The organism is Burkholderia sp. MBR-1 (assembly GCF_013822785.1).
Classification (GTDB): Bacteria; Pseudomonadota; Gammaproteobacteria; order Burkholderiales; family Burkholderiaceae; genus Burkholderia; species Burkholderia vietnamiensis.
In genome coordinates this window covers 1,462,910-1,489,388 of sequence record NZ_CP053610.1, presented here as the reverse complement: position 1 = coordinate 1,489,388, position 26,479 = coordinate 1,462,910, and the positions used below count along the sequence as shown (strand labels likewise).

Below are 26,479 nucleotides of genomic sequence, written 5' to 3'. Positions count from 1 at the left end.
CGGGCCGCCGGCGTCAGAAGCGCTCGGCGCGGTAGGGCGTCGGATCGGTGAACGGCGTTTCGCCGGTCATCATCTCGGCCAGCAAGCGGCCGGACACGGGGCCGAGCGTGAGCCCGTGATGGTTGTGCCCGAACGAGAACCACAGCCCGCGATGCGCGGGCGCGGGGCCGATCACCGGCCGCATGTCGGGCGTGCACGGGCGAAAGCCGAGCCACGGCTGCGGATCGAGCCGCTCGCCGAAGCCGAACACCGGACGCGCGATGCGTTCCGCGCGATCGAGCTGCACGCCGGTCGGCGGCAGGCCGCGGCGCGCGATTTCAACGCCCGTGGTGAGCCGCAAGCCGCGCCGCATCGGTGCGATCACGTAGCCGTATTCGCGATCGACGATCGGCGCCGACGGCGTGCCGCGCGCCGATGGCGCGTAGTGCATGTGATAGCCGCGCTTCTCGCGCAGCGGGATCTTGTAGCCGAACTTGCCGAACACCGTATCGGACCACGGGCCGAGCGCGACGACCATCGCCGGCGCGGCGATCTTGCCCTGGTCGGTCATGACCTGCCAGCCGGGCGACAGCGCGTCGACGCTCGCGGCATCGCCGGTGAGCAGCGTGCCGCCGCCTTGCACGAACAGCTGCGCATAGCTTTTGACGAGCGCGGACGGATCGACGACGCTTTTCGGATCGAGCCAGTGCAGTGCGCCGCAGAAGCCGGCCGCGAGGCTCGGTTCCTTGGCGCGCAGTGCTGCGGCGTCGAGCGGCTTGATGCCGAGCCCGTGGCGGCGCGCGGTGAGGCCCGCATCGGCGACGGCGCGCTCGAACGCGGAAGGCGTGCGGAACGCTTCCATCCAGCCGCTCGCGCGCACGAGCTCGCCTGCGCCGGCGCGCGCGATCAGCGCGTCGTGCTCGGCGATGCAGCGCTCGATCAGCGGCAGCATGTCGCGCGACGCGGCCGCGTGGCGCAGCGGCGCCGATTCCCACCAGAAGCGTGCGAGCCACGGCGCGAACGCCGGCAGCGACGCGCTGTGCCAGTAGAGATCGGTCGAGCGGTTCAGCGCATAGCGCATCAGCGTGAACGGGCTGCGCGGAAACGGATACGGCTCGATCGACGAGCGCTCGATCAGCCCCGCGTTGCCGAAGCTCGTGCCTTCGCCGGGCGCGGCGCGGTCGACGAGTGCGACCTTGCGGCCGCGATCCTGCAGGTGCAGCGCGGCGCTGACGCCGACGATGCCGGCGCCTAGAACGATTACGTCGAAGTCCATTCGGTAGTGGTGGTGGCGGTTGAAGTCGCTGATCGGCCAACTTGGCGGACGAGGCCGGATGCCGGATAACGCATCGGCATGTGGCTGCTCGTTAGCATACCCGCTCTGCCGTTCGCTTCGCAAAGCCTGGATGTGGTCTGCCGGGCGCGTCGTCAAGATCGGCGACATTTCCTGCGCAGCTCTCGAGCAAAGGATCGGCCGGAATCAGGCGGTTGCGATCTTGCGTCGGCGCGGTAACCCCATGAATTAGAATGAATTCGACGTACTGGTGAGGGCGATGTTGCGGCGCGCGCCCGGAGCGAATTGCGTAGCATGTCCGTGGCGAGTGACGCATCTATCTATCATGTGCCGATGGTGGATGGTGGATGGTGGATGGTGGATGGTGGATGGTGGATGGTGGATGGTGGATGGTGGCCCTTTTGAATCGATTGAGAAACTGGGATGAAACGAGAACCCGTTGAAGGCGTGCAGGCCGAGGTGTTGCGCTGGGCAAGAGAGACGGTCGGACTGTCGCTCGACGAGGTGGCGATCATGCTGCGCGTCCCCGCTGCCGAGGTTGCCGACTGGGAGGCCGGCGCCGGGGCGCCGACCTACGCTCAACTCGAGAAGCTCGCGTATCAAGTTTTCAAGAGGCCGCTCGCCGTCTTCTTTCTTCCGGCTCCGCCCGACGAGAAAGTACCCCAGAGCGAATTTCGGACGCTCCCGGAAGCCGACATGCGATCGCTTGCACGCGACACGTATCTGCAGATCCGGCAGGCTCAGGCATTTCAGCTCTCGCTCGGGGAGGTGTTCGGCGGGCGCAACCCGGCAGCCCGGATGATCTGGAAGTCGTCGTCGCTGTCACTATCGGAGCCCGTATCCAGGCAGGCCGCCAGGGTTCGCGATGCGCTCGGTATCACGCTAGATGAACAAGCGTCGTGGCGCAATGATGAACTCGCTCTCAAGCAATGGCGCAAGGCCGTTGAGGAAGCGGGTATTTTTGTTTTCAAGTCGGCATTCAGGCAGCGTGAAATCTCGGGCTTTTGCTTGATGGACGACGCATTTCCGATCATCTATCTGAACAACAGTACGACCAAGACGCGTCAAATATTCAGCCTCATGCATGAATTGGCGCACTTGCTCCTGAACATGAATGGCCTGAGCAAGCTCGATTCCGGTTATATCGATGCGCTTCCCCAAGCCGAAAGGAAAATCGAGCGATTCTGCAATGCCATCGCGGCGGAGATACTGATTCCGCACGCCGTATTCGACCGTCTTGCGGCAACGCTTCCTGCCAATGTCGAGTCTGTGTCCGAGGAAGCGTTTGCCGAGCTGGCCGGCTATTTCGGCGTGAGCCGCGAGGCCGTGCTGCGGCGCTTGCTGGACCAGGGACGAGTCAGTCCGGCTTTCTACAGGAGCAAGGCTGCGATGTGGTCGGCGCAGCGCAGAGATACGGCCGGCGGTAGCTACTATGCGAACCAGGGTGCATATCTGAGCGATCGATTCGCGCGGGAAGTCGTCGGTCGCCACTACCGGCACCAGATCACGCTCGAGCAGGCGGCGGATTTTCTCGGTATCAAGCCGAAAAGCTTCGCCGGATTTGAAGAGCATGTTCTTCATGGGGCCGGTGCATGATCTATGTCTTCGATACCAGCTCCATTCGATCATTGCAGCATTTCTATCCGCGCGTGTTCCGCAGTATCTGGGATGGTATCGAGAAACTCGTAAGCCAGCGGCGCTTGATTTCGACGAGAGAAGTGTTGAACGAAATCGAACGACAGGCCGTGAGCGCTGATGTGTCGGCGTGGGTGAAAGGCAACCGATCCGTATTCACGACGCCGACCGTGGACGAACTCCGATTCGTCGCAGCGATTTTGCGCATCAAGCACTTTCAGGCATTGATCGGGCAGCAGCAACGTCTCAAGGGCACGCCGGTCGCCGATCCGTTCGTCATAGCGTGCGCCAGGGTGCGCCGGGGAACGGTCGTGACCGAAGAGGGGTGGCAGCGTGCGGGCGCCGGCTTGGTGCCGAAGCCGCACGCCGCGAAGATTCCCAACGTATGCGCCCATTTCGAGATTCCGTGTATCGATCTCGAGGAGTTCATGCACCAGCAGGATTGGCAGTTCTGATCTGCCGGGCGACGGTGGCACAGGATGCCTGACGGCAACTGCTACCCCACCACAGCCCCCATCACCTCCCGATATTGCAAACCGACCGCGACGTCCCCGCGCCGCGCGTAACCACGCAACGCGAGCGCGCACCGTTGTCGTAGAACAACGCACGCGGCGGCGGTGGCAGCACAGCCGAATTGAACCGGTTCGACGCGTCGGGCACGTAGAGGAATGGATTCGGCGCGCCGATGGAGTAGTGCGGTACATCGACGGGCCGCTGCTCGTCGGCCCACAGATGTTCGTTCCGGCGCTGCTCGCGCTGTTCGATCTCCGACAGCACGCGACCGAGGCCGCCGCCCGTCGAAGGCTGCGGCTCGAGCTTGTCCCCCGACACACGCAATGCCCGCGTATCGCGCGTATCGAACGGGCTGCGCTTGAGCGGCGCCGCTTCCTTCGCGCGTCGTTTCGCGCGAACCGGGCGGACGTCGTTCCGGGCCGCGGCGCGACGTTCCGAATGAAACAGATTGGTATTGCCTGAACCGTCGATCAGCGAATCGCGACTCGAAGCGTCGGCAGCACCGAGCGAAAGCGCGCAGGCAATGGTGGCGGCGGAAGAAAAACGAAGAGGATGATGCATCGGGCCCTCCGGCAGGTGACATGCAACGAGAAAAAACGGCAGATCACTGGCTGGCTGCGGTGCGACAGGGGGCGCGACAGGGGCGCGTCAAACGACGTGCAGGAGGGCTGGCTGGATTGCGGTTGCGAGTTCGAATTATTTCACAGATATAACAATATGCTTTCGTAACGCGTGAAATCGTCAGCATAAAGAAGGAAATCGCGCGATCCGCTCGCGCCCCACGCCGGTGCGTTCGCCTGAATCCTCTGTTGAATACCTGCCGCGGCATACAGCCGTGCACGACTTCCGAATCACGCGTCATGTCTCCCGATCTCGCCGAACGCGTTGTCCAGCAAGGCTTCATCGTGCAGAGAGCTTCAAAATCGCAACCCGATTGCACCGGCCACCAACCTCACGACCGTCACCCAGTTGCTCCCCGATCGCCACCGCCACCGCCCGAGGTTTCTCCGTGTTTTCCCTCATAGGAGACGCATTTTTGACAGACGTTTCAAAAACGCCCATATAATTTCGGCTGCCTTGCCAACGGCTGTCGGAACATCCCTCCGACTAGCGATTTGGCAAGCGGGGCAGGCGAAACGCTTGCGCAATGCAAGACGCATCACGATGTCTTTCCGAACCAGACGTCCCCTTCGGGGACTGCAAGAGCCGGGCCCCGCTATGCATCATCCCTCCGCAGGTCCGTCTTCATGTGTCTCGGGCGTGTCCCATATCCTCGCCCCGGGTGCTGTTCGATTGCGCAAGTCATGCCGCCTTTGCCCGTATGACTAACAACATCGAGGAGTTCCTGATGACGCTGTCCCGTCTTACCTCCATTTCCGTCGCCGCCGTGCTGTTCGCCGCCGGCGCCGCCGCCGCGCAAGCGGAAACCGTGAAGATCGCCTTCGCCGGCCCGATGAGCGGCTCGGTCGCCCAGTATGGCGACATGGTGAAGGCCGGCGTGCTGACCGCGGTCGAACAGATCAACGCGGCAGGCGGCGCGGGCGGCAACAAGCTCGAACTGGTGACGATGGACGACGCATGCGAACCGAAGCAGGCCGTCGCCGTCGCCAACAAGATCGTCAGCCAGAAGATCAAGTACGTGATCGGCCACGTGTGCTCGGGCTCGACGATTCCCGCCTCCGACATCTACGAGAGCGAAGGCATCGTGATGGTCACGCCGTCGGCCACTGCGCCGCAGCTGACCGAAGGCAAGAAGCGTCACTTCATCTTCCGCACGATCGGCCGCGACGATCAGCAAGGCCCGGCCGCCGCGCACTACATCATCAACAACGTGAAGCCGAAGAAGGTCGCGATCCTGCACGACAAGCAGTCGTACGGCCAGGGCATCGCATCGTCGGTGAAGAAGGACCTCGAAGCCGCGAAGATCCCCGTCGTGCTGTTCGAAGGCATCAACGCCGGCGATTCGGACTACTCGGCGGTCATCACGAAGCTGAAGTCGCAAGGCGTCGATTTCGTCTACTTCGGCGGTTACCACCCGGAAATGGGCCTGCTGATGCGCCAGGCGCGCGAGCAGGGCGTGAAGGCCACGTTCATGGGCCCCGAAGGCGTGGGCAACAAGGACGTGACCGCGATCGCCGGCCCGGCTTCGGAAGGCATGCTGGTCACGCTGCCGGCCGACTTCTCGGCCGACCCGGCCAACGCGGGCCTCGTGAAGGCGTTCGCCGACAAGAAGCGCGACGCGAACGGCCCGTTCCAGATGCCCGCATACGCAGCGGTGAAGATCATCGCCGATTCGATCGCGGGCGCGAAGACGACCGACCCGACGAAGGTGGCCGCGTACATGCACAAGACGACGTTCGACACGCCGATCGGCAAGGTCGCGTACGACGCCCAGGGCGACCTGAAGGCGTTCAAGTTCGTCGTCTACACGTGGCACAAGGACGCGACGAAGACCGCCGCCAAGTAACAACGCAGTACCCGCCCGCGCACCCGCCTCGTCCGGCATCCGGACGGGGCGGCGTGCGTATTGGTCGCGTATTGGTCGCGCATCGGTCGCGCATCGGCCCGATGCGCGCCGACGGGCGGCCCGAGACACACCAGACACACCGTGCATCGCGCGCGGCCCCACGCCACGATCCGGCGGCGGCCCGCGACCGATGCCAACGGGAGCTTCCCGCACATGACTGACTTCTTTCCCCAATTCGCCCAGCAGCTGGTCAACGGCCTGACGCTGGGCGCGATCTATGCGTTGATCGCCATCGGCTATTCGATGGTCTACGGCATCATCGGCATGATCAACTTCGCGCACGGCGAGATCTACATGATCGGCGCGTACGTGGGCCTCGTGACCCTCACCGCGATCGGCATCTCCGCCGGCTATCCGCTGCCGCTCGTGCTCGGCGCCGCGCTGATCGTGTCGGTGCTCGTCACCGGCCTGTACGGCTTCGCGGTCGAGCGCGTCGCGTACCGGCCGCTGCGCGGCGGCCCGCGCCTCGTGCCGCTGATCTCGGCGATCGGCATGTCGATCTTCCTGCAGAACTACGTGCAGATCGGCCAGGGCGCACGCGACGTGTCCGTGCCGGTGCTGATCTCCGGCGCGTTCGACATCCATCTCGGCGGCGACTACGACGTGACGGTGCCGTATGCGCGCCTGCTGATCGTCGGCGTGACGCTCGTGCTGATGATCGCGCTCACGCTGTTCATCTCGCACTCGCGGATGGGCCGCGCGTGCCGCGCGTGTGCCGAGGACATGAAGATGGCGAACCTGCTCGGCATCGACACGAACCGCGTGATCTCGTTCACGTTCGTGCTCGGCGCGATGCTGGCGGCCGTCGGCGGCGTGCTGATCGGGCTGACGATCGGCAAGCTCAATCCGTACATCGGCTTCGTCGCCGGCATCAAGGCGTTCACCGCCGCCGTGCTCGGCGGGATCGGCAGCATCCCGGGCGCGATGCTCGGCGGCGTGCTGCTGGGCCTCGCCGAAACCTTCGCCGCAGGCTACATGCCGGCCGAGTACAAGGACGTGGTCGCGTTCGGCCTGCTCGTGCTGATCCTGCTCTTCCGCCCGACCGGCCTGCTCGGCAAGTCGGACATCGAAAAGGTCTGAGGGAGACGCAGATGAGTCAAGTCATTTCCGTGCGCCGTCCGTCCGCCGGCGCGACCGCCGGCCAGGCGCTGAAGAATGCGGTGGCCGCCGCGCTGCTGACCGCGATCCTCACGATTCCCGTGTTGGGCCTGCAGCTGAAGCTCGACGGCTATCAAGTGGTGCTGACGCCGCACTGGCGTCCGGTCTGGATCGCGGTCGCGGCCGTGTTCCTGTTCCAGCTGTTCAAGCCGTGGCTCGTGCGCGCGAAATCGGCGGTGAAGCTGCCGGCGGCGCCCGCGATCGGCGCGCAGCAGCAGCGCGCGATCATCTGGGTGCTGCTCGCGGTCGGGCTCGTGTGGCCGTTCTTCGGCTCGCGCGGCGCGGTGGACGTCGCGACGCTCGCGCTGATCTACGTGATCCTCGGCCTCGGGCTGAACATCGTGGTCGGCTTCGCGGGGCTGCTGGATCTCGGCTACGTCGGCTTCTACGCGGTCGGCGGCTATACCTACGCGATGCTCAACCAGTATTTCGGGCTGTCGTTCTGGGAGTGCCTGCCGATCGCGGCGCTCGCCTCGGCGACCTTCGGCTTCCTGCTCGGCTTCCCGGTGCTGCGGCTGCGCGGCGACTATCTGGCGATCGTCACGCTCGGCTTCGGCGAAATCATCCGCCTGCTCGCGAACAATCTGACCGACCTGACGGGCGGCCCGGACGGCATCTCGAGCATTCCGAAGCCGACGGTGTTCGGCTTCGAGATGGCGCGCTCGGCGAGCGTCGAAGGCGCGAAGACCTTCCACGAGCTGATCGGGCTGGAATACAGCGGCGAGCACATGGTGATCTTCCTGTACCTGATCGCGCTGGCGCTGGTCGGCTTCACGCTGTTCGTGACGAGCCGCCTGATCCGCATGCCGATGGGGCGCGCGTGGGAAGCGCTGCGCGACGACGAGATCGCGTGCCGCTCGCTGGGCCTGAACCCGACCCGCATCAAGCTGTCGGCGTTCACGCTCGGCGCGGCGTTCGCCGGCATCGGCGGCGCGTTCTTCGCGGCGCGCCAGGGCCTCGTGAATCCCGAATCGTTCACGTTCATCGAATCGGCGCTGATCCTCGCGATCGTCGTGCTCGGCGGGATGGGTTCGCAGCTCGGCGTGATCCTCGCCGCGATCCTGCTGACCGTGCTGCCCGAAGTCGCGCGCGGTTTCGCCGAATACCGGATGCTGATCTTCGGTCTGGTGATGGTGTTGATGATGATGTGGCGTCCGCAGGGCCTGCTGCCCGCGAGCCGTCCCCACGTGGAGCTGCCGCAATGAGCGCGAATCCAGAACTGTTGAAGGTCGCCGGGCTGCAGATGCGCTTCGGCGGGTTGCTCGCGGTGGACGGCATCGATTTCGACGTGCGCCGCAACGAGGTGTTCGCGATCATCGGGCCGAACGGCGCGGGCAAGACCACGGTGTTCAACTGCGTCGGCGGCTTCTACAGGCCGACCGGCGGCGACGTCGTGCTCGACGGTCATGCGATCGCCGGGCTGCCGAGCCACAAGATCGCATTGAAGGGCCTGGTGCGCACGTTCCAGAACATCCGTCTGTTCAAGTCGCTGACGGTGGTCGAGAACCTGCTGGTCGCGCAGCACCGCAAGGTGAAGTCGGGGCTGCTGCCGGGCCTGTTCGCGACGCCCGCGTATCGCCGCGCCGAGAAGGAAGCGCTCGAACGCGCGGCCGTGTGGCTCGACCGGATGGGGCTGACGGCGGTCGCCAACCGGCCGGCCGGCACGCTGTCGTACGGGCACCAGCGGCGTCTCGAGATCGCGCGCTGCATGATCACCGAGCCGCGCCTGCTGATGCTCGACGAGCCGGCGGCCGGCCTGAACCCGCAGGAGAAGATCGAGCTGCAGCATCTGATCGACAGGCTGCGCCGCGAGTTCGGCGTATCGGTGCTGCTGATCGAGCACGACATGAGCCTCGTGATGGGCGTGTCGGACCGCATCCTCGTGATGGAGCACGGCCGGCCGATCGTGATCGGCACGCCCGACGCGGTCCGCAACGACCCGCGCGTGATCAAGGCGTACCTGGGGGAAGAGTGATGCTGAAGCTGGAACAGGTCCATACGCACTACGGCGCGGTCGAAGCGCTCGCCGGCGTGTCGATCGAAGTGAACAAGGGCGAGATCGTCACGCTGATCGGCAGCAACGGCGCCGGCAAGACGACGTTGATGATGACCGTGTGCGGCACGCCGCGCGCGTCGTCCGGCCGCGTGCTGTTCGAGGGCAACGACATCACCGCGATGTCGACGCACCAGATCATGCGGCAGGGGATGGCGATCTCGCCGGAAGGGCGGCGCGTGTTCCCGAGCCTGACGGTGCTCGAGAACCTGAAGATGGGCGGCTTCTTCGCGAGCCGGCACGAGATCGACGACGGCATCGAGCACGTGTTCAAGCTGTTTCCGCGCCTGAAGGAGCGCGCGGCGCAGCGGGCCGGCACGATGTCGGGCGGCGAGCAGCAGATGCTCGCGATCGGCCGCGCGCTGATGAGCAAGCCGCGCCTGCTGCTGCTCGACGAGCCGACGCTCGGCCTCGCGCCGCTCGTGATCGCGCAGATCTTCGACATCATCCGGACGATCCGCGACGAAGGCGTCACGGTGTTCCTGGTCGAGCAGAATGCCAACAAGGCGCTCGGCGTGGCCGATCGCGGCTACGTGCTCGAGACGGGGCGCGTCGTGCTGGCCGACACCGGCGCGAACCTGCTCGCGAACGACCGGATCAAGCAGGCGTATCTCGGCGGCTGAGTGCACCGCGCGCCGCCGGCCTGCAACGGGCCGGCGGCTTGCGACGCTCGGTGCCGCTGCCGCTCGTTCACACGTACCGAGGAGGCAACCGATGAAGGTCAAACGCATCGTCGCGAACGTCGACACGCAGTCGGTCGACGACGCCAAGCGCTTCTATCAGCAGATCTTCGGTCTGGACCTGCTAATGGATCTCGGCTGGATCGCCACCTACGGCAGCGCCGAGCGGATGCGCGTGCAGATCAGCTTCGCATCGCAGGGCGGGTCCGGCACGCCGACGCCCGACCTGTCGATCGAAGTCGACGACCTCGACGAGGCGCTCGCGCGCATTCAGGCGGCCGGCATTGCGGTCGAATACGGGCCGGCCGACGAGCCGTGGGGTGTGCGGCGCTTCTTCGTGCGCGATCCGTTCGGCAAGCTCGTGAACGTGCTCGTGCATCGCTGACCGGCTCGCGCGCCGCGCCGCACGGACACCTTCATGCGTGCAGCGAGAGCCCCTTCACGGCCTTGTCGACGGCCTTCTTCGGCCCGTGCAGCGCGAGGCCGACCAGATCCAGATTGGCGGCATCCTCGGCGCGAAACGCGTCGCGGTTGGCCGCGTCGTGCCCGGTCGAGAACATCGCGCGCACGTACGGCACGATCCTCAGCTCGCGCGACAGCGCCTGCCGATGCGCGGCCTGCAGCCCGTTCAGATCGGCCGCGAACACCAGCATCGGCTGGCCGAGCATGCGGCCGTAGCGATTGCCGGCCGCATCCTCGTATGGCTCGCCGAGCGCATCGGGTGCACCGGCCGCGACACCCGTCGCGAGAAACGCGACCACGTTGAGTTTCTGCCACGCCGCGAGATCGTCGCGCACGATCAATGCCACCTTCGTATCGAACATGAGTGCTCCTGGTTGAAGCGCTCATGATCGGACGCCGCGCGCGTTCAGTCTGGAACGTTTGTGCAGATCCGCCGATACGCGGCCGGCGTCATCCGGTACGCGCGGCGGAACCAGCGGCCGAGGTGGCTCTGGTCGGCGAAACCGACGTCCGCGGCGGCCTGCGCGGGCGTGCGGCCGGCCGCGAGCAGCCGCCGCGCGGCGCGCAGCCGCAGGCGCACCAGATACGCGTGCGGCGACGTGCCGTAGGCCCGCTGGAACAGCCGCGTGAGCCGGAAGCGATCGACGCCAGCGAGTTCGGCGAGTTCGTCGAGCCCCGGGTTGCCGTCCATTCGCATGTGCAGCAGCTCGCGCACGCGCGCGATCGCGGGCGGCACGTCGCGGCCGCCGACGCCGGTCGGCGACGACGCGCGCAGCTGGCCGCCGAGCCGCGTGAGCAGACGGTCGAGCGTCTGGTCGCGCGCGAGCTTGCCTTCGTTGCCGTGCAGCGCGACGAAGGCGTCGCGGATCGCCTCGACGAGCGCGCGATCGTCGACCAGCGTATGGCCGAACGCGGCTTCGACGCCGCTCAGGCCGGGAAGATCGATGCGGCGCGCCGCACGCTCGACCCATGCCTGCGGCAGGTACAGCATCGAATACGTGAAGCCGCCGGCTTCCGGCGCATGGCCGTCGTGCGTCGCACCGGGCTCGATCAGGATCGCGCGGCCCGGCACGCTGGTATGCAGCGACCGATGACACTGGAACCGCTGCACGCCCTGTTCGGTGAAGCCGATCAGCATGTCGTCGTGATCGTGCGGGTCGTATGCGTGGCCGCTGAAATGCGCGCGCAGGCTTTCGATCCCCGTTTCAGGATCGCGGCGCGCGACGAGCCAGTGCTCGTGCGTGCCGCCGTCATCCGCTGCGCGTCCCATCGCTCGCCTCGCTGCCCGTCGTTGCCCGGCGGATAGTGTACGCAGATCGCGGAGGGTCCGTGCGGCGCCGGCGCACGCGACGGCGTTACAGCGCGCGCGCGATCGCCTGTTCGAGCAGCGACAGCCCGAGATCGATTTCGGCTTCGCTGACCGTGAGCGGCGGCGCGATCCGGAACACGCCGCCCATCCCCGGCAGCTGCACGATGTTCATGCTGAGCCCGAGCTTCATGCATTCGCGCGTGATCTTCGCGCCGAGGCCGTCCGCCGGCTCCTTCGTGCGCCGATCCTTGACGATCTCGACGCCGAGCAGCAACCCGCGTCCGCGCACGTCGCCGATGCATTCGAAGCGCTCCATCAGGTCGAGCAGCCCGCGCCGCAGCCGCTCGCCCATCAGGTTCGCGCGTTGCACGAGGCCGTCGCGCTGCACCACGTCGAGCACGCGCAGGCCGACCGCGGCCGGCAGCGGGTCCGACACGTGGGTCGTGTAGAACAGGTAGCCGAGCGCGTGCGCCCGCTCCTCGATCTGTGCGGACGTGACGACGGCCGCGAGCGGCAGCCCGGCGCCGAGCGTCTTCGACAGCGTCAGGATGTCGGGCGTCACGCCGTCGCGCTGGCACGCGAACATCGTGCCGGTGCGGCCGACGCCCGTCTGCGCTTCGTCGAGGATCAGCAGCATCCCGCGCTCGTCGCACTTGCGCTTGAGCGCCGCCATGTAGCCGTCCGGCAGTTCGATGATGCCGCCCGAGCTGAGGATCGGCTCCGCGATGAACGCGGCGAGATTGCCGCTGGACTGGCGATCGATCAGATCGAACGCGTAGTCGAGTTCCGCAAGGTAGTCGTACGCGCCGTTGCGCTCGAAGCGCGGCCGGTACGCGAACGGCGCCGGAATCGCGAACGAGCCCACGGCCGCCGGGCCGACGCCCCTGCGGCCCGCGCTGTAGGTGGCGGACGCCGCCGCGCCCGTCATCCCATGCCACGACTGCGCGAAGCCGACGATCTCGTACTTGCCGGTGACGAGCTTCGCCATCCGGATCGCCGCTTCGTTCGATTCCGCGCCGGTGCTCAGCAGCAGCGCGCGATCGAGGCCCGGCGGCGTGAGGTCGGCGAGGCGCGTCGCGAGCTCGACGACCGGCCGCGACAGCATCCCGCTGAACAGGTGATCGAGCTTGCCCGCATATTCGGCGATGACCGCGACGATGTCCGGATGGCAGTGCCCGAGCACCGCGCTCATCTGGCCCGACGTGAAGTCGAGGATCGCGCGGCCGTCCGCGTCGTAGACGAAGCTGCCCTGCGCACGCTCGACGATGAGCGGCTCGAACGTGCCGCCGTAGCGGATCAGGTGATGCGTCGCGTTGTGCCAGAACGTTGCGTCGTCGTTTGCGGACATCGTTTTCTCCAGGCGAGGGGCAGGGAACGCTTGCAGTCTAGGCGCCGCTCTGTTTTGATGGAAACGAATAGTTCTTATGCAAGGTAGAAAAGGAGCTAATACCTTGGCACGTTCGCTCGACATCGATCTGCTGCGCTCGTTCGTCGTGATCGCCGAAGTGCGCTCGCTCAGCCGCGCGGCGGCGCGGGTCGGCCGCACGCAGTCCGCGCTCAGCCAGCAGATGCGGCGGCTCGAGGAGAGCGTCGACCAGCCGCTGTTCCAGCGCACCGGACGCGGCGTGGTGCTCACGCATCCCGGCGAGCGGCTGCTGCTGCATGCGCAGCGCATCCTGCGGCAGCACGACGAGGCGCTGGCCGATCTGTGCGGCACGGGGCTGTCGGGCACGATCCGCTTCGGGTGCCCGGACGATTACGCGCAGGTGTGGCTGCCGTCGCTGCTGCGGCAGTTCTCGAGCCATCATCCGCACGCGATCGTCGAGGTCGTGTGCGGGCCGACGCCGCGGCTGCTCGAGCAGCTCGACAAGCGCGCCGTCGATCTCGCGATGATCTCGGTGCCCGACGAGGCGGCAACCGACGATTTCATCCGCCGCGAGCAGCTGGTGTGGATCGGCTATCCGGGGCTCGATACCGCGCAGTTCGAGCGGCTGCCGCTCGCGCTCTCCGATCCCGACACGCTCGACCACATCGCGGCGTGCGACGCGCTGGCGCGCGCCGGGCGCGACTATCGCGTCGCCTATGCGAGCAGCAGCCTCGCGGGGCTGATCGCGCTGGTGCGCTCCGGGCAGGCGATCGCGGTGATGACGCAAACGGCGGTGCCCGCGGACCTCGCGATCCTCGCCGCCGAACGCGGGCTGCCGCCGCTGCCGGCGGTGGGCATCACGCTGCGCTTCGACCGGAAGCGGCCGTCGCATCTGACGGCGGTGTTCGCCGAGCACATACGCGCGGTGTTGCCGCTGTTGTGACTCGCGGCGGCCGAGGCGGCGCATGCCGTTACCGTGCGTCGCAGCGCAACTCCCGTCAGAACCGATGATGCGCATGCCCGCGGTGCGGCTTTCCGCATCGCGGGTCGTAAGTTCGGTCGCGTGCAGGCGCGCTGCTGCCCCGCGACCGTCTTACGACGTCGCGCGCCTTCTGTCGCATTTACACGCGTCGATCGCGAAATAGACTTCGAATCGAGCGACCCGATGCGCGGGTCGACAGGGCCGCCCACCATCCCGCGTCGCTCATGCAACGGCCTTCGCACGTCGTTCGACGGTAGCTGGCTACCGGGGACCGTCGACCATCGGGCCGCGTTCGGGGGAGCGCGCCTGTTTCGGTGGAAGCGCGGGTGACGACGTCAAGCGATGCGCCACTCAACTGTTTTCGCACGAACCCGTTCCGTCCCGCTGGCCGACCTCGGTCGCGCCGGCTCGCCGTCGACCGCCGACCTCATCGGGCCGGATGCCGCCGCATCGGATGCCGCTGCGGGCGGATGGGCAACGAGGGGTCAGCATGAACAGGTCACTTCGGATCGTCAGTGCCGCGCTCGCCGCGCTGGCATGCAGCGCCGGCCATGCGCCGGTTCCGGCCCACGCGGCGACGCTCACGTATACCGCGCCGTCGCACGCGTTCCACCCATCCCGCGCATCGCGCGTGCGACCGGCCGCATCGGCTACGCTGCCGCCCGTGATCGTCAAGCCGGCCGTCGACGGCAGCGACCAGGCCGACGCATTGCAGGCGGCGCTCAATGCATTGCAGGCCGGACAAACGCTGATACTTTCGCCGGGACGCTATACGGTCAGCCGGTCGCTGTCGGTTGCGATGTCGGGTGTCGTCGTGTCGGGCTACGGCGCGACGCTCGCGGCGACGAATCCGGCCGACCAGACGATCGTGATGAGCGGCGCCGATTCGACGCTGGTCGGCGTCACGCTGATCGGCGCCGGCACGACGCGCCTCGCGACACCGGCGTCGACCAAGGTCGAAGTGACCGGCACCGGCGTTCAGGTGCTCGGCGTGACGGTGCAGGGCGGCGCGAGCGCGGGCATCTTCGTGTTCGGCGGCCGCAACGTCGCGATCGTCGGCAATACGGTGCGCGCGACGCTTGCCGACGGCATCCACATGACCGACGGCGCAGCCAACGTGCTGGTGCAGGGCAACACGGTGACGGGCACCGGCGACGACCTGATCGCCGTCGTCAGCTATCTGTCCGACGGCCGCGTGAGCAACAACGTGCTGATCGACCACAACACCGTATCGGGAAACTACTGGGGGCGCGGAATCGCCGTCGTCGGCGGCCAGGCGGTGACGATCTCGAACAATACGGTCGACGGCGTGCAGAAGGCGGCCGGCATTCTGGTCGCGCAGGAGGACAGCTGGCGCACCTACGGCGTCTCGAACGTCGTCGTCGACAACAACGTCGTGTCGAACGTCCAGAACGCGAACGTCGACAACGGACTGTTGCCGACGCAACAGGGCGCACTCGAGCTCGATACGTGGTCGGGCACGGTGTCGTACGTCGTCGTCACGCGCAATCGCGTGACCGGGTCCGGCTACACCGGGTTCCGCGCGCTGGGGAACGTGTGCGCGTTCGAGGCGGCAAACAACGCGTTCGCGTCGATCGCGCAAGCGCCGGTGTCGTTGCTGTCGCGCGGCTGCCCGGCCGGCCGGATCGTCGTGGCCGGCAACACGCTCGACGGCGTTGCGCTGGTCGCGCCGGTCGGCGCATCGCCGTCGGGAACGATTCAGGCGACCGGCGCGGCGACGGCGACGATGCCGCAGGTGCGTACCAATCTGATGCGGTAGCCGCGCGGCGCAACGCCGTCACGCGGCGCCGCACGGACCGCAGGTTTCGGCATACGCGTGCATCATCGTCGCGACGTGCGGCCGAATCGCGTCGGTGCCGAATGTTGGCCTCGGCGCGCGCCGACAAGCACATCGCGCGTCAGGCCATCCGGCGCGGGTGTGCCGGCAAATCCGGCCGCCGCATCGGGGCGTACATGGTGCGATCGGATCTCGCGGCGCTTGTCGCGCGTGCGCGAGCTGCCCATCCCGGCTCACAGCAGCCCGGCCTTGCGCGCGGCCGCTGCCGCCTGGGTACGGTTCAGCACATTGAGCGCCTTGAAGATCGCCGTGACGTGCGCCTTGACCGTCTTCTCGGACAGATTGAGGCGATCCGCGATCACCTTGTTGGGCACGCCTTCTGCAACGTATCGCAGCACCTCGATCTGGCGCTGCGTGAGCGGCCCGGCGCTGCGCGTCGCCGGCGCAGGACGCGGGCTGCCCGGTGCGGCCGACGACGAATCGTCGAGCATCAGCGGCGGCACGTAGCGCTCGCCGTCGAGCACCATCCTGATCGCCGACAGCACCGTATGCGGCCCCGCCGATTTCGGCACGTAGCCGAGCGCGCCGCGCGCGAAGGCGGCCCGCACGTCGGCCGCATCCTCGGACGTGGACAGCACGATGATCTGCAGTTGCGGGCACTTGCCGGCAAACGCGGAGATCGCATCGAGGCCGTTCATTCCCGGCAGCTTCAGGTCGAGCACGATCGCGTCGAAATCGGCGGATTGATCGAGCATCCGCATCGCATCGTCGGCGTTGCCGGCTTGCGCGACCGTTACGTCTTCGCCGTTTTGACGCAGCAATGCGGCTACGCCGTCGCGCAGAATCGGATGATCGTCGACGATGAGAATCTTCATGAGAATCCGCGATGCCGAAGGGAGGAAAAGCTGCCGGTTGAACGAGGCCCGAGGTTGCGTGCAAGGCCCGGATGGCTGGTCGTGGTCGCGTTCCGCCGTGCGATCTTACAGGCAATCGTGCGCGTGCAACGCGCCTGTTTCGGCGACGTCGATCGTTGCGGCGACATCGTATTTACATTGCCGCATGAATCGCCGCGACTGACTCGCGCCGGTAACCAATCCCCGGCGATCGTCGCTGCGTGGTGGCGTCCCGGTGCAGGCCCAATTCGATGCGCCGACAACCAAACAGAATCGCGGCAATGGCCGGATCGCCGGATGGGCGGACCGCCGGATTGCGCGGATTCGAACTGCAATTTGGCGCGGATGCCGAGTATTCGTGATTCGGGTGACGCAGTGTGGGAGTCGAACGTGTCGTACTTGTGGTTGTCGCTGCAACGACTGCTGGCGGATTGCGCGACCGCGACGTTCCGGCTCGGCATGACGGGCGACCCGGCCAATGCGAATGCATCGCTGTCGATGACGCTGAGGATCGAGAGGAGCGAACTCGCGTCGTTCGATCGATCTGCGTGCCGCGCCTGAGTGTGCCCGGCGTCATCGATGCGACGGCGCGCGGTTCGGCTCACTCCGGTTCGCCGCTCCGCGCGCGCACGCCGGCCGCGATCAGGTTGCCGATCGCCGCGCGCAGCTTGCCGTTCGGGATCGGCTTGTGCAGCAGCAGGCAATGGCTCGCATGGGCTTCGGCGAGGCGGTCGGCGGCCGTGTCGCCGCTGATCAGCAGTGCGGGGATGTCGTCGTTGTATTCGCTGCGCAGCCGCTCGATCACCGTCAGCCCGTTTTCGGCGCCGCGCAGGCGGAAGTCGCAGACGAGCAGGTCGGGGCGGCGCGCGCATGCCGACAAGCGTTCGATCGCAGCGTCGCCGCTGTCCGAGACGATCGTTTCATAGCCCCACAGTTCGAGCAGTCTGGCCATGCCGTCGCGGATCGCGAGCTCGTCGTCCACGACGACGACGAGCCCCGAGTGATGCGACACGTCGTCGGCGGGTTCGGCCGATGCGTCGGCTTGCGCCGCAGCGTGATCGCAGCGGCTCACCCACACTTCGAAGCACGATCCGCGGCCGGGCGCCGAGCGCACCTTCAGCTCGCATTCGAGCAGGTCGGCCAGCCGTCGCACGATCGCGAGCCCTAGTCCGAGGCCGTTTGCGCGGTCGCGTTCCGGGTTGCCGACCTGGTAATACTCCTGGAACACCAGCTCGAGCTGGTCGGCAGCGATCCCGCGTCCGGTGTCCCATACCTGGATCGCGACGCGTGCGCCGCGTCGTCGGCAGCCGACCACGATCCGGCCGGCATCCGTGTAGCGCACCGCGTTGGACACGAGGTTGCGCACGATGCGCTCGAGCAGCACCGGATCGGTATCGACGATCGCGCGGCACGGGACGCGCGTCAGCGTCAGGTTTTTCGCCGCCGCGTCGAGCATGTGATCGGTGCATGCGTGTTCGAGCACCGCGTCGACGTGCACCGGCCTGCGATGCACGTCCACCACGCCGGCATCGAGCCGCGACACGTCGAGCAGCGCGCCGAACAGCGAGTCGAGCGCATCGGTCGAACGCTCGATCTGCACGAGTATCTGCGCCCGCTCCGCGTCGGTCTTCGTGCCGCGCAACGCGCCGACCAGCAGGCTCAGCGCGTGGGACGGCTGACGAAGATCGTGGCTCGCGGCGGCGAGAAAGCGCGATTTGGCGAGATTGGCTTCTTCGGCGATCTGCTTCTGGCGCAGCAGGTCGTCCGCGAGCCGCTTCGCGGTCCGGTTGCGCGCGCGCAGATCGCGGGCGAGCTGTTCCGCGCGAAAGCGCAGGCGAATGTTCTGCGCCGCGCTTCGGTTGGCGAGCAGGCCGAGATAGGCGATCACGCAGACGAACAGGAACATCATCGGCGCCGTCGCCTGCTGCACGCGATTGTCGGACAGCGCGGCGGCGACGACGTATGGGACGGTGGCCGGCAACAGGAACGCGAGGAACGCCGGAAGATACGTGCCGAAGACCGGCACGGCGCCGGCCACTACCCCGAGCGTGGCGGTGACCGCGAGGCTCTCGACCTCGAACCCGCGTCCCTTCGCCAGTTCGATCGACGACCACCCCCAGCCGATCCCGGCCGCCGTGCTGCAGGCGACGAATCCTGCCGCCCAGCGCGATCTGCGCGTGTCGCGGTTGGCCGAGCGGTGGTAGCGCCACGCGAGGCACGCGTGCGCCGTCGAGCACGCGACGATGTACGACAGCCACGCGGCGCCGGCCAGCGGATCGACGCGCCCGAGGCGCTCCAGCGAAACGACGAGTGTCGCGGCCAGCAGCGTTCCGCCGCACACGCTCAGGGTCACGATGCCGTAGACGAGCTTCAGTTGTTCGGCGGCGATCGGGCTTTCCGGATGCATCGTCATCCAACGGGCTCCCCGAGGTACGAACGCAATTGCAGCAGGCGGCGCACGTCGGTCCTGCTGGGCCGGCATGTCGACGCTGGGTTGGTCGATCGTCGGCAAGGATCGCGCCGATGGACGGTCAAGTATCGCCATGTCGGATCATGGCGTCCATCGGTCGATCGTCCGTTTTGTGGCGCCGAGCGGAACGGCGTGGGGAGGGGAGCATCGCTCGCCGGGGAGCCGAGCGGGATCGGCCAACGATGTCGTGGCATGCTCGCTGCCGTCGATTGCTGCGGCCGAGCGATCCGCGCGTTGTGCGCGCCCAATAAAAAAACCGCGAAGCGTTGCGCTGTCGCGGTTTCTTTCCTATGCCCGAAACACGGTCGATGAAAACCGTATCTGGTGCCGACGGCGAGACTCGAACTCGCACAGCTTTCGCCACTACCCCCTCAAGATAGCGTGTCTACCAATTTCACCACGTCGGCACTTCGGTACTGCAAGGGGCGCAATTCTAGCGTCACATTGCGCGTTTGTGAAGGGGGTATGACGCGATTGCGCCGGCGGCGTGCGCGATCCCGGTAAAATCCGTCGGTCCGCCCGGCCCAACATCGCATCCGTACCCGCTTCTTCCCGTGACGACCACCCTCGAACGACTTCAATCCGGCCAGTTGTCCGGCGCCCGAGAACTCAAGCTCGCGTGCGGGCTGACCGAATTCCCGCGCGAGATCTTCGACCTCGCGGACACGCTCGAAGTGCTCGATCTGTCCGGCAATGCGTTGTCCACGCTGCCGGATGACCTCGCGCGGCTGCACCGGCTGCGCATCCTGTTCGCGTCCGGCAACCGCTTCACCGAATTTCCCGCAGCGCTCGGCGCGTGCCCGCAGCTCGACATGATCGGCTTCAAGGCGAACCGGATCCGCACGGTGCCGCGCGGCGCGCTGCCGCGTGCGCTGCGCTGGCTGATCCTGACCGACAACGAGATCGACGCGCTGCCGGCCGACATCGGCGACTGTTCACGCCTGCAGAAGCTGATGCTCGCCGGCAACCGGCTGCGCGCGCTGCCGGCCGAATTGGCGGCGTGCCGTGCGCTCGAGCTGGTGCGTCTGTCCGCGAACCGGCTCGACGCGCTGCCGGACTGGCTGTTGCGCCTGCCGCGCCTTTCTTGGCTCGCGGCCGCCGGCAATCCGCTCGGCGCGGGCCCGGAGGCCGCCGCGTCTGCCGAGCCCGGCGTGGCCGAGATCGATTGGGCGTCGCTCGCATGCGAACACCGGCTCGGCGAAGGCGCGTCGGGCGTGATCTACCGCGCGCAGTGGCGTGCGGAGGGCCGCGCGACGCGCGCGGTCGCGGTGAAGCTGTTCAAGGGCGCGGTGACGAGCGACGGGCTGCCCGACTGCGAAATGGCCGCGTGCCTGCACGCGGGCCGCCATCCGAACATGATTCCGGTGATCGGCAAGCTGCGCGGTCATCCGGACGGCGCGCACGGCCTCGTGATGGAGCTGGTCGATCCGGCGCTGACGAATCTCGCCGGGCCGCCGAGCTTCGCATCGTGTACGCGCGACGTCTATGCGGCCGATGCGCGCTTCGCGCCGGCCGACGCAGCGCGGCTCGCACACGGCATCGCGTCGGTCGCCGCGCATCTGCATGCGCGCGGCATCATGCACGGCGACCTGTACGCGCACAACATCCTGCACGACGGGGCAGGCGGCGCGCTGCTCGGCGATTTCGGCGCGGCGTCGCTCTACGACGTGAACGACCGCGTGCGCGCGGCGCGGTTCGAGCGGCTGGAAGTCCGCGCGTTCGGTTACTTGCTGCGCGAGTTGCTGGAGCGATGCGAGCCGCGTGCCTGGGCCGCCGCGCAAGCCCTCGGCGCGCTGGCCGCTGCGTGCGTGAACGACGAGGTCGACGCGCGGCCGTCGTTCGAGCAGATCGTCGCCGCGCTGGCTGCAACGATGGACTGACGGTGTCGTGCGCGCGGTGCCCGCGCGGGCGTTCGCGCTCAAGCTTGCCGCGCCGTCAGCAGCTTGATCCCGAGCCCGACGAACAGCAGCCCGCTCGCGCGCTTGGCCGCGCGCAGCCACGGGCTGACGCCCAAGCCGCGATGAAGCCGGCGCACGCCGAACGAATAGAGGCTGTGCACGACGATGACGGTGCATGCGATCGTCGCGTACATCGCGACGAACTGCATCGCGAGCGGCCGATCGTGCGAGATGAACTGCGGCATGAACGCGGACAGGAAGATCATCGTCTTCGGATTGCTGCCCGACACGAACAGCGCTTCACGGAACAGCTTGCTGCGATCCGGTTCGACGCTTGCCGCGCCGCTGTCCGGCGCGCGCCGGTGGCGATCGCCGCGCAGTTGCCGGATGCCGATGAAGATCAGGTACGCGGCGCCGACGACTTTCATCGCGACGAACAGCGGCGGCATCGCGGCCAGCACCGCGCCCACGCCGAGCGCGACCAGCCCGACCACCGCGCCCTGCGCGACGAGATTGCCGGCGATCGTGGCTGCCGTGCCGCGCGAGCCGTAGCGCACCGTATTGCGGATCACCAGCAGCACGTTGGGGCCGGGCGACAGCGTGGTCGCGAGATAGGCGGCGGCAAACAACATCCAGGTCTGAACGGACATGCGGCGCTCCGGAAGGCGGGGTCTGCGGTCGGGGTGAATCGCTGCATGATGCCACGGCTGCGCGCGGCTCACCCCGGCGCATCGCGTCAACGCGTGTCGCGCACGCAGGATGCGACGATCGACGCAGGCGAATCGATCGCGGCCGGCCGCGTGATCCACGCGACCCACGCCGCCCATAAACCGCAGACGATCAGCACGGCGAGATTCAGCGGCGTCCGGTAGCGGACGATCCGGTCGGCGAGCGTCGGGCGTTGGTGGCGCATGTTGGTCTCCTTCGGGCGGGAAATAGGGCGTTACTGGCCGGTGTACGACGGCGCCTTCGCGTCGCAGGTCACGGACACCGTCGAGCCGTCGGCGAAGTGCAGCGCGAGCGGCACCTTCGCACCGGGCGCGACCGGCTTGCGCGCGTCCTCGAGCATCACGTGATAGCTCTTCGGCTTGAACGTGACCGTGCCGTGCGCGGGCACCTCGACCGCGTCGACGTGGACCATCTTCGCGGTGCTGCCGGCCGTCAGCGTTTCGTGGATCATCGCCATCCCGTATGCGGGCGTGTCGATGCCGGTGAGCGTGGCCGGCTTGTCGCCGTCGTTCTTCAGCGTGAAGTAGCCGGACGACGGGACCGTCGCCGGCATCGTGCGGATCCAGCAGCCATCGGCCTGGACGGCCGACGCGGCGAAGGTGGCGGGCGCCTGCAGCGCGAGCAGGGCTAACAGCAGGCTGGCGGGAATCGAGCGTTTCATCGAGTGCATTCCTTGTCGGGTATCGGAAGTTGCCGTGCGGGCATCGTCGGCGTCACTTCACCGTGAACGTGTAGCGGCCCTGCGTGCGATGGCCGTCGCTTGCCACCGCGACCCACGCGACCGTGTACGTGCCGGCCGCGAGGCTTGCGAGGGCGACGTGCATGCGCTTGCGGTTGCCGGCGTCGACCGCCGATTTCCCGTCGGCGACCGACTGGCCGTGGCTGTCGGTGACCACGATCGAGCTGAATGCGGGTTCGAGCGTTTCGCTGAAGTCGATCACGACCTCGTGCGGCGCGCTCGCCAGCGTGGCATCGGCGGCGGGGTCGAGGGTTTTCGGGTGTGCGTGCGCATGAGCAGCCTGCGCGATGACGAAGCCGGCGACGACGAGTGCGCCGCGAACGAACGAAGTGATTTTCATGTTGGTTGATCCGATCGGAGATGACGAGGAGAACGATGCGTTCGACGCGTCGCCGCGCGCGTTCGCACGCGCGCATGCCGCAAGCGGGCGTGCGCGCACGGCGCGATGCCGCGGGCAGGCAATACGGTCGAACAGGAACGTTTTGGCGCCGCGCGCGACGAGGCGCGCGCAGGCGGACGGCGCGATGCGCCAACGCATCACGCGCGGTGACGGTGCTTCAGGCGGCGGACGGTGGCGCGCGCGGTTGCGCGACGGTGAGCGGCAGCGCGCGCGGCAGGCTCTCGAAGCGGGTCGCTTCGCGGTGCCGCAGCGGCGCAAGATTGGCCGCGAACGTCAGTTCGGGCGCGGGCAGGGCCGGCGTATGCGCGAGCAGGCTGCAATAGCCGCATGCCTGCAGATGGGCCTGCAGGCTCTTCGACGACGCAGCGTCGCCGTGGTCGGCATCGCTCGGCCCGGCCGTGCAGTAACCGGCGAGCAGCGCGTCGACGCGGTGTTGCGTCGTCAGCGCCTGTGAGATCGTCGGCGCGAGCGTCGTCATCAGGATGGCGAGCATCCCGATCAGACTGACGATCTTGCGGAGACGACGACTCAGCATGCGATGCGCGGCGGCATATGGAGGAAGGCGATGCTGCGGATTATGCCACGCAGCCGCCGCGGCGGCGGGCGCGGCACACGGCCGCGCGCCGCGCTCATTCGATCATTTGGGCGTCGGGCACGTCGAGCACGAGGTCCGACGTCGCGACGGCCACGCACGGCAGCGTATAGCCTTCGGCCTTCTCGTCGCGGCTCAGCCCCGGCCACTCGATCGTGTAGCGCACGCTGCCGCTGACGATCCGGCACAGGCAAGTGCGGCACGTGCCGTTGCGGCACGAGCGCGGCAGGCTGACGTGCGCGAACGCGGCGGCTTCGAGCAGCGTCAGCGAGTCGGGCGCGTCGAACGTCGCGCCGAGCGGCTCGACGCGCACGAGAGGGGGACGTTCCGGATCGGTCATGGTGAAGGCGGGCGGCAGGCGGCGGCAATGCGATGCGAGCGCCCAAGCATACCCGAAGCCGCGCGCGGCCGGCGCCGTGCAGGCCGCCGGCCGCGATCTCAGTGCCGGCGCAGATAGCGGTAGACGGTATTGCGCGCGAGCCCGAGCTCGCGCGCGGCAGCCGACACGTTGCCGCCGTGCCGCGCGAGCACCGCATCGATCACCGCGGCCTGGTGGCTCTGCAACGTCGTTGCCGCGCGCGTGCCGGCCGGCGCGGGCGAGCTTGCCGGCGCGTCTTCGCAGTCGAGCCAGAAATCGTCGGGCAGGTGCGCGAGCGTGATTTCGGCTTCGTCTTCGGCGAGCATGCCGGCCGTGCGCAGCACGTTGGTCATCTGCCGCAGGTTGCCGGGCCAGCGGTGGCGCAGGAATGCGTCGAGGACGTCGGCGGCGACGCGCGTCGGCATCGGCTCGCTGTGCGCGAGCCGCGCGAGGATGCGCTCCACCAGCACCGGCAGGTCGGTGCGCGCGGCGAGCGGCGGCAGCGTGACGGCGAGCCCGTTGATCCGGTAGAACAGGTCTTCGCGGAACGTGCGCTCGGCGATCATCGCGCGCAGGTCGCGGTGGGTCGCGCACACCACGCGCACGTCGACCGGCACCGCGCGTGCGCCGCCGAGCGGCATCACCGCGCGTTCCTGCAGCACGCGCATCAGCCGCACTTGCTGCGCGAGCGGCATGTCGCCGATTTCGTCGAGAAACAGCGTGCCGCCGTCGGCCTGCGCGATCTTGCCGGGGCTGCCGCGCTTGCGCGCGCCGGTGAACGCGCCGTCCTCGTAGCCGAACAGCTCGGCCTCGATCAGCGAATCGGGCAGCGCGGCGCAGTTGACGGCGACGAACGGGCCGTCGGCGCGCGGCGACGCCTGGTGCAGCGCGCGGGCGAGCCATTCCTTGCCGGTGCCCGTCTGGCCGAGGATCAGCAGCGGCAGGTCGCGCCCGCGGATCTTCGCGACCCGGTCGAGCACGGCAGCCATCCGTGTATCGCCGGTGTCGAGCGTCGCGAACGTGATCGCCTCGGGGTCGACCGCGCGCGGGCGCGCGGCGACGGGCGCCGGTGCGGGCGGCGTGACGGCGACGGCCGTCTTGCGCGCCTCGGCGAATTCGCAGCGCGCGAGCACGCGCACGCCGGTCGACAGCGTCAACTGGAACGGCGCGCCCGGTGCACGGGCCGCCTGCTGCGCGAGCTGATTGAACTGCATGCCGAACAGCGCGTCGCAGCCGCGATGCTGCAGTGCATCGAACGTCGCGCCGAGCTGAAACTGCGCGCTGCGGTTCGCGGCGATCAGTCCGCCGTCGCGGTCGAACGCGACGAGCCCGGCGAACAGCGAGTCGACGCAATCCTCGTGGGCGTGGAAGCGCAGCCGCAGCGCTTCGGCGCAGCGGTTCGCGAACAGATGGTTCTCGATCAGCTGCGCGGACATTCGCACGAGCGCGAGCGTGTGCGGGCTGAAGCCGCGCGGATCGCCGCTCACGTCCAGCGTGCCGAGCGTGCGGCCGAACGGATCGATGATCGGTGCGCACGAGCAGGTGAGGATGTGATTCGCGCGCAGGAAGTGTTCGTCGCCGTGCACGGCGACGGCCTGGCCCGACGCGAGCGCGGTGCCGATCGCGTTGGTGCCGCGCGTGCCTTCGGCCCACGACACGCCGGTGCACAGCGCGACGCGGTTCGCCTTCTCGATGAAGTCCGCGTCGCCGATGCTGTGCAGGATCACGCCGTCGGCATCGGTGAGGAGCACGAGGCTTTGCGTGTCGGCGATCTGCGCGTGCAGGTTCTCCATTACCGGGCGCGCGTGGGCGAACAGCGCATGGTTCGTGTCGAGGAGTTCGCGCAGCGCGAGCCGCGACAGCGGCGAGAAATCGGGGCGCTCGTCCGCGCGCAGGCCGAGCGACGTCGAGCGGGCGTGCGCCTGTGCGAGCAGGTCGTTGCGGCCCGCGGTGGCGGGCAGCACGAAAGGTTGAGGCATGTGTCGTCTCCTGTCGGCCGCGGGCGGCGCCGAAGCGCGTGCCGGGGCACCGTGCGTCGCGGTCGGCCCGCCGTGACGCGTTGCGCGGCGCCATCCGGGCTGCGCTTGGCGGGCTGCGCCCGCGCGCCTCGGCGGCCGCGATCGATATCGCCTCATCATACAAGCGCCGCGCGCGTTGTGCGCGCCGCGTATAAACCCGTCTTGCTTTCACGCGGCCGCCTGCAATGATGGAAGTGGAGCACGCACGCGCCGTGTTCCGCATTGCAACATGCATGCGACGTGACATGCATCCGTTCGGGAGACCCATCATGGTTCGGACGGAACTCAGAGTCGTGCTGGCGGCCATCGCCACTTTCATCATGCTCGGCGGCATCGGCGTCGCGATCCACGGTTTGCTGTTCGACGCGATCGACGCCGTCCGGTACGGGGCGGCCGCAATCGCGGTGGGCGCGACGACCGCCGCGATCGCGCTCAACATCTGGCCCACCGATCCTCACTGACGCCGCGCGGCGCACGCCGCCGCAGGGCGCGCTGGTCGGACGAAAATGCGCGTCGGAACGACGCACGCCCAAAATTTGCCTCCTGCGCGAAACCGTCTAAAGTGGAATGCAACCGGCACGCATCGTCCGCGCGACTAGCCCGCGGGCGACGCCGCTGCCGGCGAG

27 protein-coding genes and 1 tRNA gene are annotated in these 26,479 nt (G+C 67.9%); 13 read left to right on the top strand and 15 right to left on the bottom strand.

Annotation, left to right across the window (positions count from 1 at the left end; all coding sequences use genetic code 11):
• Nucleotides 1-13: 13 nt before the first annotated feature.
• A complete protein-coding gene (locus MBR110_RS21335) occupies nucleotides 14-1,255 on the bottom strand; it encodes an NAD(P)/FAD-dependent oxidoreductase (RefSeq protein ID WP_045577741.1) in 1,242 nt (413 codons plus the stop codon).
• A gap of 441 nt (nucleotides 1,256-1,696) precedes the next feature.
• Between MBR110_RS21335 and MBR110_RS21330 the strand changes: the two genes are divergently transcribed.
• Together MBR110_RS21330 and MBR110_RS21325 are read left to right on the top strand one after the other, a co-directional pair.
• On the top strand, nucleotides 1,697-2,869 hold the full coding sequence (locus MBR110_RS21330) for an XRE family transcriptional regulator (protein WP_011880729.1): 1,173 nt from the start codon (nucleotides 1,697-1,699) through the stop codon (nucleotides 2,867-2,869).
• Nucleotides 2,866-3,363, top strand: a complete 498-nt coding sequence (locus tag MBR110_RS21325) for a PIN domain-containing protein (protein WP_011880728.1) — start codon at nucleotides 2,866-2,868, stop codon at nucleotides 3,361-3,363. The genes MBR110_RS21330 and MBR110_RS21325 overlap by 4 nt, the downstream gene beginning before the upstream one ends.
• Nucleotides 3,364-3,424: 61 nt before the next feature.
• Here the strand turns inward: MBR110_RS21325 and MBR110_RS21320 are convergent, their stop codons facing one another.
• Entirely contained in the window at nucleotides 3,425-3,982 is a 558-nt protein-coding gene (locus MBR110_RS21320) for a hypothetical protein (protein WP_060122698.1), read from the bottom strand.
• 787 nt (nucleotides 3,983-4,769) lie between these two features.
• Here MBR110_RS21320 and MBR110_RS21315 point away from each other — a divergent pair.
• From MBR110_RS21315 to MBR110_RS21290, 6 genes are all read left to right on the top strand, one after another.
• Complete coding sequence (locus tag MBR110_RS21315) at nucleotides 4,770-5,888, top strand: branched-chain amino acid ABC transporter substrate-binding protein (RefSeq protein ID WP_059695878.1); 1,119 nt, start codon at nucleotides 4,770-4,772, stop codon at nucleotides 5,886-5,888.
• A 213-nt stretch (nucleotides 5,889-6,101) separates the two neighbouring features.
• Nucleotides 6,102-7,028, top strand: a complete 927-nt coding sequence (gene livH, locus MBR110_RS21310) for a high-affinity branched-chain amino acid ABC transporter permease LivH (protein WP_011880725.1) — start codon at nucleotides 6,102-6,104, stop codon at nucleotides 7,026-7,028.
• A gap of 11 nt (nucleotides 7,029-7,039) precedes the next feature.
• Entirely contained in the window at nucleotides 7,040-8,311 is a 1,272-nt protein-coding gene (locus MBR110_RS21305; protein ID WP_059460590.1) for a high-affinity branched-chain amino acid ABC transporter permease LivM, read from the top strand.
• Entirely contained in the window at nucleotides 8,308-9,081 is a 774-nt protein-coding gene (gene livG / locus MBR110_RS21300) for a high-affinity branched-chain amino acid ABC transporter ATP-binding protein LivG (protein ID WP_046423030.1), read from the top strand. Before MBR110_RS21305 ends, livG begins: the two co-directional genes overlap by 4 nt.
• On the top strand, nucleotides 9,081-9,782 hold the full coding sequence (locus tag MBR110_RS21295) for an ABC transporter ATP-binding protein (protein WP_006484776.1): 702 nt from the start codon (nucleotides 9,081-9,083) through the stop codon (nucleotides 9,780-9,782). Before livG ends, MBR110_RS21295 begins: the two co-directional genes overlap by 1 nt.
• A gap of 91 nt (nucleotides 9,783-9,873) precedes the next feature.
• Nucleotides 9,874-10,224 (top strand): VOC family protein, encoded by a 351-nt coding sequence (locus tag MBR110_RS21290; RefSeq protein WP_011880721.1) that lies wholly within the window; start codon nucleotides 9,874-9,876, stop codon nucleotides 10,222-10,224.
• 31 nt (nucleotides 10,225-10,255) lie between these two features.
• Here MBR110_RS21290 and MBR110_RS21285 read toward each other — a convergent pair whose 3' ends face one another.
• The 3 genes from MBR110_RS21285 to MBR110_RS21275 form a co-directional block, all read right to left on the bottom strand.
• Nucleotides 10,256-10,663, bottom strand: a complete 408-nt coding sequence (locus tag MBR110_RS21285; RefSeq protein ID WP_011880720.1) for a DUF2000 domain-containing protein — start codon at nucleotides 10,661-10,663, stop codon at nucleotides 10,256-10,258.
• Between the two features lie 44 nt (nucleotides 10,664-10,707).
• Complete coding sequence (locus MBR110_RS21280; RefSeq protein ID WP_011880719.1) at nucleotides 10,708-11,571, bottom strand: AraC family transcriptional regulator; 864 nt, start codon at nucleotides 11,569-11,571, stop codon at nucleotides 10,708-10,710.
• Between the two features lie 85 nt (nucleotides 11,572-11,656).
• The gene (locus MBR110_RS21275; RefSeq protein ID WP_034195474.1) at nucleotides 11,657-12,958 is read right to left on the bottom strand and encodes an aspartate aminotransferase family protein; all 1,302 of its coding nucleotides are present in this window, start codon (nucleotides 12,956-12,958) and stop codon (nucleotides 11,657-11,659) included.
• A gap of 76 nt (nucleotides 12,959-13,034) precedes the next feature.
• Between MBR110_RS21275 and MBR110_RS21270 the strand changes: the two genes are divergently transcribed.
• Both MBR110_RS21270 and MBR110_RS21265 read left to right on the top strand, forming a co-directional pair.
• Nucleotides 13,035-13,919, top strand: coding sequence for a LysR family transcriptional regulator (locus tag MBR110_RS21270; protein ID WP_181709317.1), 885 nt, complete (start codon nucleotides 13,035-13,037; stop codon nucleotides 13,917-13,919).
• Between the two features lie 529 nt (nucleotides 13,920-14,448).
• A complete protein-coding gene (locus MBR110_RS21265) occupies nucleotides 14,449-15,738 on the top strand; it encodes a right-handed parallel beta-helix repeat-containing protein (protein ID WP_181709316.1) in 1,290 nt (429 codons plus the stop codon).
• A gap of 251 nt (nucleotides 15,739-15,989) precedes the next feature.
• On the opposite strand, the gene MBR110_RS21260 is transcribed toward MBR110_RS21265, so the two are convergent.
• Nucleotides 15,990-16,631 (bottom strand): response regulator, encoded by a 642-nt coding sequence (locus MBR110_RS21260; RefSeq protein ID WP_011880715.1) that lies wholly within the window; start codon nucleotides 16,629-16,631, stop codon nucleotides 15,990-15,992.
• On the opposite strand from MBR110_RS21260, the gene MBR110_RS21255 reads away from it, so the two are divergent.
• A complete protein-coding gene (locus tag MBR110_RS21255; RefSeq protein ID WP_155625423.1) occupies nucleotides 16,605-17,210 on the top strand; it encodes a flagellar transcriptional regulator FlhD in 606 nt (201 codons plus the stop codon). The genes MBR110_RS21260 and MBR110_RS21255 overlap by 27 nt on opposite strands.
• A gap of 40 nt (nucleotides 17,211-17,250) precedes the next feature.
• Here MBR110_RS21255 and MBR110_RS21250 read toward each other — a convergent pair whose 3' ends face one another.
• Nucleotides 17,251-19,062 carry an ATP-binding response regulator gene (locus MBR110_RS21250; protein WP_011880714.1) on the bottom strand — a complete coding sequence of 604 codons (1,812 nt, stop codon included), beginning with the start codon at nucleotides 19,060-19,062 and terminating at the stop codon, nucleotides 17,251-17,253.
• 379 nt (nucleotides 19,063-19,441) lie between these two features.
• A tRNA-Leu gene (locus MBR110_RS21245) sits at nucleotides 19,442-19,526 on the bottom strand.
• 147 nt (nucleotides 19,527-19,673) lie between these two features.
• Here MBR110_RS21245 and MBR110_RS21240 point away from each other — a divergent pair.
• On the top strand, nucleotides 19,674-20,999 hold the full coding sequence (locus MBR110_RS21240) for a leucine-rich repeat-containing protein kinase family protein (protein WP_014723930.1): 1,326 nt from the start codon (nucleotides 19,674-19,676) through the stop codon (nucleotides 20,997-20,999).
• 38 nt (nucleotides 21,000-21,037) lie between these two features.
• Here the strand turns inward: MBR110_RS21240 and MBR110_RS21235 are convergent, their stop codons facing one another.
• The 7 genes from MBR110_RS21235 to MBR110_RS21205 all read right to left on the bottom strand — a co-directional run bounded on the left by MBR110_RS21235 (nucleotide 21,038) and on the right by MBR110_RS21205 (nucleotide 25,814).
• Nucleotides 21,038-21,667, bottom strand: coding sequence for a LysE family translocator (locus tag MBR110_RS21235; RefSeq protein ID WP_014723929.1), 630 nt, complete (start codon nucleotides 21,665-21,667; stop codon nucleotides 21,038-21,040).
• A gap of 86 nt (nucleotides 21,668-21,753) precedes the next feature.
• Complete coding sequence (locus MBR110_RS21230) at nucleotides 21,754-21,930, bottom strand: hypothetical protein (protein ID WP_181709315.1); 177 nt, start codon at nucleotides 21,928-21,930, stop codon at nucleotides 21,754-21,756.
• 30 nt (nucleotides 21,931-21,960) lie between these two features.
• The gene (locus MBR110_RS21225; RefSeq protein ID WP_014723928.1) at nucleotides 21,961-22,407 is read right to left on the bottom strand and encodes a copper chaperone PCu(A)C; all 447 of its coding nucleotides are present in this window, start codon (nucleotides 22,405-22,407) and stop codon (nucleotides 21,961-21,963) included.
• Between the two features lie 52 nt (nucleotides 22,408-22,459).
• Complete coding sequence (gene copC, locus MBR110_RS21220) at nucleotides 22,460-22,825, bottom strand: copper homeostasis periplasmic binding protein CopC (protein WP_059734152.1); 366 nt, start codon at nucleotides 22,823-22,825, stop codon at nucleotides 22,460-22,462.
• Nucleotides 22,826-23,042: 217 nt separating this feature from the next.
• The gene (locus tag MBR110_RS21215) at nucleotides 23,043-23,420 is read right to left on the bottom strand and encodes a DUF2946 domain-containing protein (protein ID WP_034195468.1); all 378 of its coding nucleotides are present in this window, start codon (nucleotides 23,418-23,420) and stop codon (nucleotides 23,043-23,045) included.
• A gap of 94 nt (nucleotides 23,421-23,514) precedes the next feature.
• Entirely contained in the window at nucleotides 23,515-23,817 is a 303-nt protein-coding gene (locus tag MBR110_RS21210) for a 2Fe-2S iron-sulfur cluster-binding protein (protein ID WP_034195467.1), read from the bottom strand.
• Nucleotides 23,818-23,915: 98 nt separating this feature from the next.
• The gene (locus MBR110_RS21205) at nucleotides 23,916-25,814 is read right to left on the bottom strand and encodes a sigma-54-dependent Fis family transcriptional regulator (protein WP_059734117.1); all 1,899 of its coding nucleotides are present in this window, start codon (nucleotides 25,812-25,814) and stop codon (nucleotides 23,916-23,918) included.
• A 224-nt stretch (nucleotides 25,815-26,038) separates the two neighbouring features.
• Here MBR110_RS21205 and MBR110_RS32530 point away from each other — a divergent pair, with 224 nt between their 5' ends.
• On the top strand, nucleotides 26,039-26,314 hold the full coding sequence (locus MBR110_RS32530) for a DUF2964 family protein (RefSeq protein ID WP_226184110.1): 276 nt from the start codon (nucleotides 26,039-26,041) through the stop codon (nucleotides 26,312-26,314).
• The last annotated feature ends 165 nt before the right edge of the window (nucleotides 26,315-26,479 follow it).